At 36.5% G+C, this 13,137-nt stretch carries 15 protein-coding genes; 1 reads left to right on the forward strand and 14 read right to left on the reverse strand.

Annotated features, from left to right (window positions below):
• Positions 1–3: 3 nt before the first annotated feature.
• Positions 4–819: a mechanosensitive ion channel family protein gene (locus tag MR062_RS04305; RefSeq protein WP_242202849.1), complete on the forward strand. Its 816-nt coding sequence runs from the start codon at positions 4–6 to the stop codon at positions 817–819.
• A 47-nt stretch (positions 820–866) separates the two neighbouring features.
• Here MR062_RS04305 and tsaB read toward each other — a convergent pair whose 3' ends face one another.
• From tsaB to cyoE, 14 genes are all read right to left on the reverse strand, one after another.
• A complete protein-coding gene (tsaB, locus tag MR062_RS04310; RefSeq protein ID WP_242202850.1) occupies positions 867–1,538 on the reverse strand; it encodes a tRNA (adenosine(37)-N6)-threonylcarbamoyltransferase complex dimerization subunit type 1 TsaB in 672 nt (223 codons plus the stop codon).
• Entirely contained in the window at positions 1,538–2,860 is a 1,323-nt protein-coding gene (locus MR062_RS04315) for a TolC family protein (protein WP_242202851.1), read from the reverse strand. The genes tsaB and MR062_RS04315 overlap by 1 nt, the downstream gene beginning before the upstream one ends.
• Entirely contained in the window at positions 2,853–3,971 is a 1,119-nt protein-coding gene (locus MR062_RS04320; RefSeq protein WP_242202852.1) for an efflux RND transporter periplasmic adaptor subunit, read from the reverse strand. The genes MR062_RS04315 and MR062_RS04320 overlap by 8 nt, the downstream gene beginning before the upstream one ends.
• 19 nt (positions 3,972–3,990) lie before the next feature.
• The gene (locus MR062_RS04325) at positions 3,991–5,235 is read right to left on the reverse strand and encodes an ABC transporter permease (RefSeq protein WP_242202853.1); all 1,245 of its coding nucleotides are present in this window, start codon (positions 5,233–5,235) and stop codon (positions 3,991–3,993) included.
• Between the two features lies 1 nt (position 5,236).
• On the reverse strand, positions 5,237–6,466 hold the full coding sequence (locus tag MR062_RS04330) for an ABC transporter permease (protein WP_242202854.1): 1,230 nt from the start codon (positions 6,464–6,466) through the stop codon (positions 5,237–5,239).
• Entirely contained in the window at positions 6,459–7,160 is a 702-nt protein-coding gene (locus MR062_RS04335) for an ABC transporter ATP-binding protein (RefSeq protein ID WP_242202868.1), read from the reverse strand. The genes MR062_RS04330 and MR062_RS04335 overlap by 8 nt, the downstream gene beginning before the upstream one ends.
• A 92-nt stretch (positions 7,161–7,252) precedes the next feature.
• On the reverse strand, positions 7,253–7,471 hold the full coding sequence (locus MR062_RS04340; RefSeq protein WP_242202855.1) for a hypothetical protein: 219 nt from the start codon (positions 7,469–7,471) through the stop codon (positions 7,253–7,255).
• Between the two features lie 90 nt (positions 7,472–7,561).
• Positions 7,562–8,083: a DUF420 domain-containing protein gene (locus MR062_RS04345; RefSeq protein ID WP_242202856.1), complete on the reverse strand. Its 522-nt coding sequence runs from the start codon at positions 8,081–8,083 to the stop codon at positions 7,562–7,564.
• A gap of 35 nt (positions 8,084–8,118) precedes the next feature.
• Positions 8,119–8,865, reverse strand: coding sequence for an SCO family protein (locus MR062_RS04350; RefSeq protein ID WP_242202857.1), 747 nt, complete (start codon positions 8,863–8,865; stop codon positions 8,119–8,121).
• A gap of 3 nt (positions 8,866–8,868) precedes the next feature.
• A complete protein-coding gene (locus MR062_RS04355; RefSeq protein WP_242202858.1) occupies positions 8,869–9,570 on the reverse strand; it encodes a hypothetical protein in 702 nt (233 codons plus the stop codon).
• A gap of 93 nt (positions 9,571–9,663) precedes the next feature.
• Entirely contained in the window at positions 9,664–10,044 is a 381-nt protein-coding gene (locus tag MR062_RS04360) for a cytochrome C oxidase subunit IV family protein (RefSeq protein ID WP_242202859.1), read from the reverse strand.
• A 94-nt stretch (positions 10,045–10,138) separates the two neighbouring features.
• Positions 10,139–11,119, reverse strand: coding sequence for a cytochrome c oxidase subunit 3 (locus tag MR062_RS04365; protein ID WP_242202860.1), 981 nt, complete (start codon positions 11,117–11,119; stop codon positions 10,139–10,141).
• A gap of 137 nt (positions 11,120–11,256) precedes the next feature.
• Positions 11,257–11,838, reverse strand: coding sequence for a cytochrome c oxidase subunit 3 (locus MR062_RS04370; RefSeq protein WP_242202861.1), 582 nt, complete (start codon positions 11,836–11,838; stop codon positions 11,257–11,259).
• Between the two features lies 1 nt (position 11,839).
• A complete protein-coding gene (gene cyoE, locus MR062_RS04375; protein WP_317235774.1) occupies positions 11,840–12,733 on the reverse strand; it encodes a heme o synthase in 894 nt (297 codons plus the stop codon).
• Between the last annotated feature and the right edge of the window lie 404 nt (positions 12,734–13,137).

The following is a 13,137-nucleotide window of genomic DNA, read 5'->3' on the forward strand; positions in this document are numbered from 1 at the left end:
ATTATGGATTTGGAACATCTAAACATGGAAAAATGGATTAACCTAGCTACCGAATACGGGCTTAGAATTATTGCTGCAATAATAATATGGCTTATTGGTTCCTGGGTTATTAAAAGGATGTTAAAGGGGACTAAGGCAGTAATGTCTAAAAGTAATTATGATGAAAGCCTACAAAAGTTTTTGTTAAATCTGCTTGGGTGGATTTTAAAAATTTTATTGATTCTTGCCATTCTTGCAAAACTAGGTGTAGAAACCACTTCGTTTGCTGCTATTCTGGCCGCCGCAGGTTTAGCCGTTGGTATGGCCTTACAAGGATCCCTAGGCAACTTTGCCGGAGGCGTTTTAATTATGATTTTTAAACCTTTTAAAATTGGAGATTTAATTGAAGCCCAAGGTGAAATAGGGGTGGTTAAGGAAATTGAAATTTTCACAACCAAGCTTACAGGACTGTCCAACAAAGAGATCATTATCCCCAACGGATCCCTTTCCAATGGTAATATTATTAACTACACTACTGAAGGTACACGTCGTGTGGATTTGGTTTTTGGGGTAAGCTATGATGCCAATATTAAGCAAACCAAAGAGGTTTTAATGAATGTACTAACCAATCACCCAAAAATTTTAAAAGATCCAGCACCTGCTGTTACCGTATTGGAGCTAGCAGATAGTTCAGTAAACTTTGCCGTAAGACCTTGGTGCGACACTGCAGATTATTGGACGGTATATTTTGATGTTACAGAACAAACCAAAGAAGCTTTGGATGCTGCAGGTATAGAAATTCCATATCCGCATCAAGTGGAAATACAGCGAAAAGGCTAAAAAAATGTAGACCTCACAGATTTTAAAACCTGTAAGGTCTATACTAGTTAAGATTTCGGTTTTAAGGCCATAAAATCCTTTAAATAATAAGGTTCAAAATAAGCGACATCCTCAAAGTCGCTTATTTTGTATTTATTATAAGCCAACACACTCATTTCGTTAGCCGATGGTAATTTGCCTTCAATAAAAAAGGCATTGGGATGACTAATAATATCTTTTGTCTTTGCAACGCCATTCCCAATAAAATAGACTTTAGCTTTTTCTAAATAGTCGGTAAAAGCATGTTCGTCTAAAATTTGGGCTTGGGTTTCCCGAACTTGATGATGTTGAACATCAAAAACAGCAGAATAGACTTCCTGTCTTCTGGCATCTAACATGGACACAATAAACCCTTCTTGAGCTACCACTTGATGTGCCAAAGCGTCTAAAGTAGAAATGGCTATTAACGGAATCCCCAATGCATAACTCAACCCCTTTGCAGCCGAAACGCCAATACGCAAACCAGTATAAGACCCTGGCCCCTTGCTTACGGCTATGGCTTCTAAATCTTCTTGGGATATGTTAGCCTCCTTTAAAACAGTATCTATGTAGACATGCAAGCGTTCGGCATGCGAATAGTTTTTGTCGTAATCTTCCTTTAAAACAATTGTTTGCCCCTCTTTGGAAAGCGCCACAGAACAATTGGTTGTTGTTGTTTCTATACTTAAAATATAAGCCACTAGTAATGCGTTAAAAATTTGCCCATGTAAAAGTCTAAAACTTTTGTCTTAAAAACAAAATCATACTTCGCATTTATTAACGACGATTGTGCATTTACAAGCTGTACGCGGGATTGTTCTAAATCGAAGGCTGTCATATTACCAATATCGTAACGTTCTTTGGCATTGTTAAAAGCCAATTCTTGCGATCTTAAAGATTTCATGGCGGCATCGTAGGCCTTAAATGCAGCTTGTGCATCAGTATAAGCTCGTTGTACATTAGATTCAAGGGTGATTTTAGCCTGCTCTAAATTAAGCTTGCTATTTTCTTCTCGTATTTTGGATTTTGCAACAGCGGTTTGGTTTTGATATCTGGAAAAAACAGGGATATTAACGCTTAAATTAAAGCTATGCCCTTTGTTGTCGTTAATTTGCTGAAAAAATGAATTGGAGCTTGAAAGATTGGAAAAATTAGCCCCAGTATTAAATCCGTACCCCAAGCTTACCGTTGGGTAATAGCCACTTTTAGATATTTTGGTATTTAGTTGTGCATTCTCAATATTCTTTTCTGCTACTTTTATCTCAATACGATTGGCTAATGCATAATCCAATATAGGAGACACATCGGCGTATAATAAACTTTCGGAAGGTGTCCCCACATCAATCACCTCAACTGCAAAACCATTATAAGGCAATTGCAATAACTGAGATAAATTTAACAATGCCAGATTAAAATTGTTCTCTGAAATGGTTACCTGTTGAGCATCCCTACTCAACGTGGCCTCAGCATCATAAATATTGGCTTGGGGCTGTACCCCAGCAGTTACCAACTCCTTAACCTGCTCCAATTGCTTTTTACTAAACTCATATTGAACTTGAGCGGTTTCCAAATTTTCTTTATTGAACAATACATTTAAATAGGCATTTACGACATTCAAAGCAATGTCGTCTTTTATCCTATTTAGCTCCAATTGATTGGTTTTCAACCCCAATTGGGCCTGCTTATGTATATAAGTATTTCTAAAACCATTAAACACACTTTGGGAAACACTTAAACCTGCACTGGTAGAATGGAAGGTTCTATCCACAAAATTTCCAGGAAATAATTCAGCTTGCCCTAAACTTAAGGACTGTCTTAATCCAACACCAACCGACGGCAAGAAATTACCTTGGGCTGCTTTTATATCCTGTTCATTTATCAACAACGTATTTTGTGCCTGCCTTACCGAAATATTATGCTCTAAAGCATAATCTACACATTCCTGTAAGGTCCATGTTTTGTCTTGGGCAAAAGCTGTTACTAAAGTCGTTAGCAGTATGAATGTCAATTTTATTTTAGTCATTGTCTTCCTCCTCATCTTCTTTTGATGCTTTGTTCCACACTTTTATTTTATCGCCTTCTTCTATACCATCCAACACTTCTACTATAATACCATCAGAAGTTCCCAATTTAACATCCTTCTTTTTAAATTTTCCATCATCGCCCAATACCTCAACAAATGGTTCGTCTGTAAACCGATTAAACTGCACTAAAGCCTCTTTGATGACCAAAACACTGTCCTTATTTTCCACTTCAATTTCAGCATTGGCACTATACCCAGCCCGTATTTGTTTGGATTGCTCTACTTCTACATTGGCTTTTATAGTAAACTGTACCGCGCCATTTTCTTCAACTCCTTTTGGTGCCACAAAGGTTAACTTAGCCGGAAACTCTTTATCATTAATAGCTCCCAAGACAACTTTTATAGCTTCACCTTCTTCAATTTTTCCAACTTCGGCTTCGTCTACTTTCCCTTCAAAAATCATAATACTCATATCGGCTATAGTGGCTATGGTCGTTCCCGCATTAAAGTTGTTACTTTGAATTACCTGATCACCTTCGCGCACCGGAATTTCCAGAACAGTTCCCGATATTTGGGCCACGATATTGGTGTTGGCCGAACTTCCACCTGATAACGAGCCTCGTTTTATAATTTGGTAATCGTTTTGTGCTTGCTTTAAACTTTCTTTAGATTGATTATAAGACAGTTCGCTGTTTTCGAAATCTTGTTGGGAAATCACCCCTTTTTCAAACAAGGCTTTATTCCGCTTGTATAAAGTTTCCGCATTATTGGCGCTTAATTGCGCTGCTTTTATACGACTGTTTGCACTAGCCAAATTTTGCTCGTTGGGTACTACCCTTATTTTAGCAATAAGGTCTCCTTTTTTAACGATATCGCCTTCTTCTACCATAATTTTATCTACTATACCAGACACTTGTGGCTTAAGCTCGATTTCTTCTTCGGGATTAAGCTTACCGGTAGCCACCACCTTAGTCTTTACTGTATCTAAGTATGGCTCTTCGGTTGTAAACTCCTCAATGGCTTCAGTATTAGAATCCTTAAAATACTTAATAACAACTACTAACAAAACCAGTAGTACAATGCCTAAAATAATTTTTAATGTTTTTTTCATTTTTTATTGATTGATTATTCTATTCTTCTCTTAACGCTTCTATAGGTTTTACACTTGTAGCTTTAAATGCTGGTATGAGTCCTATTAATGTGCCTAGCACCACCAATATTAAAAGGGCTGCAAAAACAACGGCTATGGATACAGAAGCATTAACTAAAGTCGCATCATCTCCTTGTCCAAACTTATTATCCAGAAAAATTAATATCCATCCTCCTGATATAATTCCAAAAATACCTGCGTTTAAAGTTAAAAAGACAGCCTCTATAACTATTTGTCTTTTAATTTCAAAAGGTGTTGCACCCAAAGCACGACGCACCCCAATTTCTTTGGTGCGCTCTTTAACGGTTATCAACAAAATACTGCCAATGGCAATCACTCCCGCAATGAGCGTTGCTATACCCACAAACCAGGTTAAAAATTGCATTCCTGTTAAAAAGCCCGTAATCTTGGCAAACTCATTCCCTAAATTAAAGCTTCCAAACGCACGGTTATCCCTTGGGTGAATCTTGTTTAAAGTCCTAAGCAACAGTTTGGCATCCAACTCTATTTGCTTTATATTATACTCTGGCTTTCCGGTAACCATAATCCACCCTATCTCATCCCCTTGATTATAAATTTGTTGAAAGGTTGTAAAGGGTATATGTATGTCTGAACTCGGCCCCATATTAACATTCCCTACATCAAAAACACCAATTACGGTAAAATTCATACCGTTAATTTGCATATAGGCCCCAATAGGTTCTTCGTCCTTTTCAAATAGTTGTTTATAAACGTCTTCGGATATTACGGCAACCTTTTTGTTGTTGTCGATATCATTTTGGTTAATGAACCGCCCGAATAGCATTTTCTTTTTTTGAACAACATCCAATAAGGGGTAATCACCAGCAACATTGAATGAACCCGACAAAAAATTTCTAACTACCTTGCCTTGATTTTGGTTTCTAGGCACAACAAATTCAATACCTTCTACATTATCTTCAACTTTTTTGGCATCGGTAAGCGACAGCCTTACCCGCCTACCTTCTTGAAACCCCTTAAAGGGTTTGCTTGTGCTTTGTCCCCAGATAAATACACTATTCGTTGCAAAATCACCAAAGAGTCGGTTAAATGAATTCTCCATTCCTCTAGCGGCACCCAACAAACCAATAAGTAATAAAATACCCCACCAAACCCCTATCATGGTTATTACAGTACGTAGTTTGTTTTTACTCATACTATCGTAAACTTCCTGCCAGGTATCTCTATCGAATAAAAATCTAAGCATACTAATCGTTTCTAAGTGCTACAATGGGTTTAATTTTAGAAGCTTTTTTTGCAGGCAAATAACCAGCTAAAGTCCCTGATAAGACCAAAATAATTGTAGCCGATATAAGCAATGAAGGGCTTACTGAAGGATCCTTAATAAAATACTCTTCTAAAGCAGGCCCGAACTGGCGCAGAATAAACATACCTATAAACAACCCAATATACCCTGCTATAGAGGTAATAAGCGTTGCTTCTAAAATGATTATGGATACAATGGATCGTGGTGATGCTCCAAGCGCTTTTCTTATACCAATTTCCTTAGTGCGTTCCTTCACAATAAAAATCATAATATTGCTAATCCCCACAATACCTGCAATTAGGGTCCCCATCCCAATAACGATTGCTAAAAGTTTCAACACAAATAGCATTTGGTTGACGTTCTTTTTCGCTTCGGCCATATTCCTCACCCTTATGGCCCGTTGGTCTGTTTTAGCCACAGAGAATCTAGCCTTTAGTTTTTTCTCCAAATCATTACTAAAAGCCAAGGCCTGGTCAAAATCCATTTTGGGGTTGTAGGTCAAATTGATTTGGTCTATATATTCCTTATTGCCGTAAATAAATTGTGCTGTAGTAACTGGCATATAGATCATCCGTTCCTCATTATCCCCACCAGCATCCTCAAAAACTCCAACCACCTTATACATGATACCGTTTAGGCTAATGTATTTTCCCAAAGCCGATGTTCTTAAAAACAAATCCTTTTCTACTAATCGGCCGATAACTACAACTTTGGTCCTATGTTCTATGTCTGTTTGATTGATAAACCGACCATCTCTCATCAAGGTGTTTTCGAGGTATTGATGGTCTGGGTGGCAAGCCCTTACATTATAATTGTTCTGTTCGTTTTTATAGGAAGCGGTGACATTTTTGTATAGTCTGGCCGTAATATATTCTACTTTATCGCCGTTATCGTCTTTTACATATTGCAGGTCTTTATTTTCAAACTGAATGCGCCTGCCCGCCTGTAGCCCTTTGTGGGCTTTGGAAGTGGTCCCTGAATTTATAAAAATGACATTATTGGCGTCGTCTGCGAAAGCCTCTGTAAAGGTATTGTTCAAACCATTAATCATTCCGAAAAGAATGCCAAACAACATAATGGCGAACACTACTGTAAAACCAGATAAAATAGCTCTAGTTCTATTTTTATTGATACTTTGAAATATTTCTCGCCAAAGATCTAAATCAAGCATATTGTTCTACCCTTACCTGATTTATTACTTTGTCTTCCATAATAACACCATCCCGTAACCTAACAATACGCTTGCACATATTAGCGATATCTTCTTCATGGGTTACCATTAAAATGGTTTTGCCTTCATCATTCAATTGCTGAATGAATTCCATAATCTCGTATGATGTTTTGGTATCTAGTGCCCCTGTAGGTTCATCGGCTAAAAGTAGCTTAGGGTTTGCCGCCAATGCCCTGGCAATAGCAACACGCTGGTTTTGACCACCTGACAGCTCTTTTGGTAAATGATGCGCCCAATCGGCCAAACCTACCTTCTCTAAATGAAACAATGCTTTTTCCTGACGTTCCTTCCGCTTCATTCCCTGATAATACAAAGGCAATGCAACATTCTCTAGTGCATTCTTATAGTTTATAAGGTTAAAGGACTGAAAAATAAAGCCTAAAAATTTGTTTCTGTAAACGGCTGCTTTCTTTTCGGTAAGGTTTTTAATGGGTAGCCCATCTAGGATATAGTCGCCAGAATCGGCTTCGTCGAGCATCCCAATAATATTTAACAAGGTGGATTTCCCAGACCCTGAAGAGCCCATAATAGCTGCCATTTCGCCTTCTTTAACAGAAAGGTTAATACCTTTTAAAACATGTAAACTGGAATCGCCAATGGGATAAGATTTGTGGAGGTCTTTAATTTCTAGTATCATTTCTTTGATTAGATTGTTAAGCCCTAAAGCTTAATAGTTAGACTTATAAAACAAAGAAATGTTACAAAAATTATTCCGAAAACTTTTTATTACTTTTTTAACTTACTGTATTTCTTGTAGATTATGAAAATAATGCCCCCTACAAGGATGTAAGGAATAAGCATCAAATATACAATACCATCGTTTATACCCTTGGCAACCCCTTTACCTTCCTCGCTTTCCAGAACAGCACGACACATTGCGCATTGTGCATTACTTTCTAAAAAAAAGATAAAAGAAAAAATAAAAAAGGCTAGTTTTTGTTTCATTTTAAATTTTGTGAGACCCCGATTTTCATCATTGTTAATTCAACTTACTAATTTGTGTTCGTTTTGCAAACTTCACAAATTAGAGTTTCATTAATAATATGGCGAAATCATAATATAAACAATCACCCCAGTTACGGCGACATATAACCATAACGGAAAAGTGATTTTCGCTATTTTTTTATGCTTTTCAAAATTCTTGGTAATCGCCCTAACATAGGTTATTAAAACAAAAGGAATCACCGCAACCGATAGCACAATATGACTTATTAAAATGAATAAGTACAATGCTCTATAATTACCTTCATAACTCGTTGAGTCACTTGTCATATGATGTAATACATACATCACCAAAAACACTACAGAACACCAAATGGCTGTGGTCATTAGATTTTCGTGCAGCACTATTTTTTTATTCTTAATGGCAATAAAAGCGGCTATTAAAATAAGCGCAGTAAACGCATTTATGGTTGCGTAAATTGGAGGCAGAAAAACAGGAAGCTCAAAATCCAACCTAATTCCAAATAGTGCTGCTACAGCTATGGGTATAGCTATTGATAGTATTACAATTAGCTTGTTATATTTCTTATCGTCTAAAATTTCTTTTTCTTCCATTTTCCTAGATTCTTCGCTTTGCTCTGAATGACAAATTATTCATCAAGCAAGTTTTTTATATCTTCCTTTAACATGCTTATTTCTTCTTTTTCACCTTCATCGTTTACTTTTTCGCGTTCAGAAATAATACCTTTGTAATAAATGATAGGGTTACCATAACTATCCTTTCTGGAACGGATATAGCCATTTTTATCTATTAAGGCAAAATTGCCTGAATGTTCAAATCCGCCCAAGACATCCTCATTGGCGGCGGCATAGATGTAAAAACCTTCGTTAGCCAATTTATATATAGCATCTTTGTCACCTGTTAACAAATGCCAATTAGGATTGGTTATTCCATAATCATCGGCGTAGGCCTTAAGGACTTCTGGCGTATCGTGTTCTGGGTTTATGGTAAATGATGCCACTCCAAAATCTTCAAATTCGTTAAATGTATTTTGAATTTGTACTAGATTGGCGTTCATACGCGGACAAATGGTTGGACAGGTGGTAAAGAAAAATTCAATAACGTAAACTTTTCCTAAGTAATCCTCGTTAGTAATGGTCTTTCCATTCTGGTCCGTAAAACTAAAACTAGGTACTTGTCGCTTCACTCCATTGGTTTCTATAAAGGCTAAAGGATCTGCCTTAGCTTTTCTGTCATTTGCAGAATCACTTCGGCTTTCGTTTCTTATAATATCGTTATTGGATATGCGATCCACTATTTTTGGGACGAAAATAATTCCAAATACCAAAATAATAAACGCAATACCTATGTATGAATAATTCGTTTTCTTGCTCATAATTTAATCGGCCTTTTCTTTTAAATCGTTTGCTCTACGTGTGTCGGTATTAAAATTACCTTTTCGTTTTTGACGGTATTCTGTAAATAGAATCCGTAAATCGTCGTTCATCTTATTTTTTATTTCGTCTACTTCAACACAGTTGTAGCTATACAAACCATAAATAGGCTTGTCTTTTTCGATCTCTTTATCACTTCTGTCGTCTAACCTTCCGCGCTGGCTTCTATCTTTGTCAATTATGAAAACAGCATCAGTAGACAAATCACCATCTAGTGGCTGCTTATGTTTTAGACTATTATATAGTTTTAAAATATCTTCTTCAGAACTGTACGCATAGTGCCAAAACCTTAACTCTTCATAACGTTTTATTTCCTTGTCTAACTCGACATACTCTTGCTTAGAAGACTTAGGTGAGACCGCAATAATCTGAAACTTCTTAAACCCCTTAAATTTATCGTATACTAACTCCTTTAAATTAGAGGCAGAGATGACTTTATTTAAAGGTTTTTTCCCAAAGAAAGCAAGTACCGTAATATGCCCTTCCAGCTTTAATTCGTCTAAACTGGATAGTTCTACAACATTTTCGTTAACAATTTCTAAGGGCGTATAATTATGTGTTGCAGGATATAAAAACAATAAAAAGGTTACTGGAAGAAAAAACAATATCCCCAAAACAACATACCCGCTTATCTTTTTATAATTCATCTATTAACTTAATCGTTTTTAGGATTGCAAAAATAAAAAAAGGCGGTTTAAAAACCGCCTAATAACATATAATTAACCTTTTAGGTCTTTTTTTTAAAAATCTCTTTTGATGTAACCTGCATCGTAAACATCAAAGACGTAACCTCCTTCTTGCAATAAAATGAAGATTAAATATAAAATCAAGAAGATAGCCGTCCATACAACCGCTCTTCTTAAACCTTTGGTTTCATCACGCATGTGCATGAAATCCCAAGTAATATAATAGGCCTTAACAATAGTTAAAATAATGAATATCCAGTTAAGCAATTTCATACCCAACACTTTAATAAACATACTTTCTGGCTTGTATATACCTAAAACTACTTCTACTGCCGTTACAATAGATAACAAAATTAATACACCCCAGATTTTTTGGGTATTGCTCTTAAACTTTATTAATCCTCTTAATATTGCTAAATTATGTCCGTGTGCCATTTTTTTAATCTCTCTTTTTTTAGATTCCCGTTTACATGGGAATGACAAATTTATAAGTTACCGCAACACATAGTGTCCGGAGTTATTTTTTTAATTATACCAGATAGAAGAAGGTAAATACAAATACCCAAACCAAATCTACAAAGTGCCAATACAACCCTACTTTCTCTACCATTTCGTAACTTTTACGTCTTTCGTAAGTTCCAAGAACTACATTAAAGAAAATAATGATGTTAATGACAACTCCCGAGAATACATGGAATCCATGGAATCCAGTAATGAAGAAAAAGAAATCTGCAAACAATGGCGACCCATACTCATTAACATGAAGATTAGCACCCTCAACTACCAATTTACCGTTTTCCTTAACTTGCTTAAGCGACTCTGCTCTAGAAAGCACTGTTTTTTCACCATGCTCATCTAGCAACTGTGTTCTTACCAAAACATTTTCATGGCTTTCCAAACCAGCTATTACTTCTTCAACAGTGTAAGTTGGCAACGTTCCTTCGCTAACAAACCATAATCCATTTTTACGTTCGTGAGCTGCTCTGTCTTTATGCTCTGCCACAGCAAAATCCCTTAAAGCTACGCGATGCCCTTCTGCATCAACAAACTGTAAAATATTGCCTCCCTTGGTCTGTATTGCCCCATAATCTCCTTTAATAAAAGTGGCCCATTCCCAAGCTTGTGAACCAACGAAGATCAAACCTCCTATAATGGTCAAGAACATGTAAAGGGTAACTTTCGCCTTATTTAAATGATGACCAGCATCTACCGCCAACACCATAGTTACAGACGACATAATAAGGATAAAGGTCATAAATGCCACATAAATCATTGGCAACTCCTGACCATGTAAAAATGGTACGTGGGTAAACACCTCGTCGGCAATTGGCCACGCATCAATAAATTTAAATCTTGAAAATCCGTAGGCTGCTAAAAACCCAGAAAAGGTTAATGCATCGGAAACGATGAAAAACCACATCATCATTTTACCATAACTAGCCTTTAGTGGTTCATTTCCACCACCCCATGTTTTACCTTCTGTTCCAGCATTTACAACTGTAGTACTCATATATAATGGTTGTTATTTAAAAAGTTGCACAAAAATAATCATTTTATTTATTAACGAAAGAAACATCCAACAATAAATTATGGTTCTAAATAAATATCTAAATGGAAGTTTCTTTAATCCTTTAAAAACAATAGTATCTATCTAAAAAAATATAAAAACAAAAAGAGTAGCACCCACAATAGATCTAAAAAGTGCCAAAAGGTTGCAGCAAGTTCAAAACCAAGTAAATTAGTAGGAGTGTACTTTTGCTTTAAATGCTTATAAACCACTACCCCCAAACAAACTAAGCCCACAACAACATGCAGGATATGCATAAATGCTATAATAAAAATAAAGGTCATAGTAATATTACTGGTAGGACCCGTAAAATGGTACCCACTGCCAATAATTTCACCAAAGGCTATAAATTGGTTATAAATAAAAGCCAAACCTAAAGCCAGTGTTAACATTAAAAACAAGGTTGTTTTAGACCTATCTCCATGTTTTAAGGCTCTTTTGGCCAAAATAAACGTCACACTACTAACTATTATAATGAACACACTTACAATAAATGCATTGGGTAAATCGAAGTTATTTAACCAATCTGGTCTGGACTTACTTACAATGTAGGCACTTGTCCATCCCGCAAAGGTCATAATCAATGAAACGATCCCAAACCAAAGCATCATTTTCTTTGCCCTGTTATTCTTTTCTTCTAATGTTCCTTGAGTTAAATCCATTTTAGTTTATAAATTTATCGACCACATATACTATTTGTACCAGCGAAATGTAAGACACACTCACCAACATTAATTGCTTTGCCGCCTTTTCGGTCATAATATTAAACAAGCGGATCGCATAATATAGCATCCACACTCCCAAAAGCAATACAATAACGGCAGCTACAATAGATAATTGCAGCTTACCCGTAAACCCAAAAACAGGTATTATAGAAACCAGCATGGTCCAAATACTGTACATTATGGTTTGTACTGCGGTCCCTTTATCCTGTTTGCCTGTAGGCAACATGTAAAATCCTGCCTTTTCATAATCGTTATATAAAAACCAGCCTATGGCCCAGAAATGGGGAAACTGCCAAAAAAACTGAAGCGCAAACAATGTTCCCGGTTCTATTCCAAAATCGTTGGTAGCCGCCACCCACCCTAACATAAATGGTATGGCACCTGGGATAGCGCCCACAAAAACGGCCAAAGAAGTTTTGGTTTTTAAGGGTGTATATACACAGGTATATAAAAATATGGATATGGCACCAAACATTGCCGTTTGCTTGTTAATGGTATACAGAATAACAATCCCAAGAATGGTAAAAATCGCTGCTATAACAAATGCCGTATTAACCGACATGCGCCCTGCCGGTATGGGCCTGTTCTTGGTGCGGTCCATTAAGGCATCAAGATCCTTTTCTATAATTTGATTAAAGGCATTGGAAGCCCCTACCATAAAATAGCCCCCTAAAGCCAATAAAATTAAAGTTTTATAATCTACCGTTTCAACACCCAGCAAATAGCCGGCCAATGATGAGAATACCACACTCAATGCCAATCGCATTTTTGTAATTTCCTTAAAGTCTGAAATTACAGAATGGGTTGTTAATGAAGTTTTTGAACTGCCCAATGTGCTTTTTATTGCTAGCTTTTTAATTGCGAGTGCAAAGATACTTTATTGCAGCATTTTGAGCAATGCTTTTCATGTGTAATTTAGCCATCACCGCTTTTTTCATGTTTGCCTAAAATAAGAGGGGTTCAGTGTTCAGTTCTTTGTTCATTGCTCTTAATTCTGTTAATCAAATTTCGTTAATCTTCAATCGTTAATCTTTTAATCATAATCAATCCCCATTCAATCTCCCATCAACCCCATCAATCACCCATCTTCAATCTTTAACCACAAAGGCCACAAAGGTTTTCACAAAGGCCACGGAGCACAGGGGTGTTCAGTGCTCTATGCTCTATGTTCTATGTTCTGTTAATCAAATTTCTTTAATCTTCAATCGTTAATCTTTTAATCATGATCAATCCCCA

The organism is Aestuariivivens insulae (genome assembly GCF_022662195.1).
Taxonomy (GTDB): Bacteria; Bacteroidota; Bacteroidia; order Flavobacteriales; family Flavobacteriaceae; genus Aestuariivivens; species Aestuariivivens insulae.

What these genes read in the sequence shown, in the direction of transcription:
- MR062_RS04365 (WP_242202860.1), bottom strand. Translation starts at nt 11,119, where the DNA reads ATGAGTACTACAGTTGTAAATGCTGGAACAGAAGGTAAAACATGGGGT.
- MR062_RS04370 (WP_242202861.1), bottom strand. Translation starts at nt 11,838, where the DNA reads ATGGATTTAACTCAAGGAACATTAGAAGAAAAGAATAACAGGGCAAAG.
- MR062_RS04320 (WP_242202852.1), bottom strand. Translation starts at nt 3,971, where the DNA reads ATGAAAAAAACATTAAAAATTATTTTAGGCATTGTACTACTGGTTTTG.
- MR062_RS04305 (WP_242202849.1), top strand. Translation starts at nt 4, where the DNA reads ATGGATTTGGAACATCTAAACATGGAAAAATGGATTAACCTAGCTACC.
- MR062_RS04330 (WP_242202854.1), bottom strand. Translation starts at nt 6,466, where the DNA reads ATGCTTGATTTAGATCTTTGGCGAGAAATATTTCAAAGTATCAATAAA.
- MR062_RS04325 (WP_242202853.1), bottom strand. Translation starts at nt 5,235, where the DNA reads ATGCTTAGATTTTTATTCGATAGAGATACCTGGCAGGAAGTTTACGAT.
- MR062_RS04355 (WP_242202858.1), bottom strand. Translation starts at nt 9,570, where the DNA reads ATGAATTATAAAAAGATAAGCGGGTATGTTGTTTTGGGGATATTGTTT.
- MR062_RS04360 (WP_242202859.1), bottom strand. Translation starts at nt 10,044, where the DNA reads ATGGCACACGGACATAATTTAGCAATATTAAGAGGATTAATAAAGTTT.
- MR062_RS04350 (WP_242202857.1), bottom strand. Translation starts at nt 8,865, where the DNA reads ATGAGCAAGAAAACGAATTATTCATACATAGGTATTGCGTTTATTATT.
- MR062_RS04345 (WP_242202856.1), bottom strand. Translation starts at nt 8,083, where the DNA reads ATGGAAGAAAAAGAAATTTTAGACGATAAGAAATATAACAAGCTAATT.
- MR062_RS04340 (WP_242202855.1), bottom strand. Translation starts at nt 7,471, where the DNA reads ATGAAACAAAAACTAGCCTTTTTTATTTTTTCTTTTATCTTTTTTTTA.
- MR062_RS04315 (WP_242202851.1), bottom strand. Translation starts at nt 2,860, where the DNA reads ATGACTAAAATAAAATTGACATTCATACTGCTAACGACTTTAGTAACA.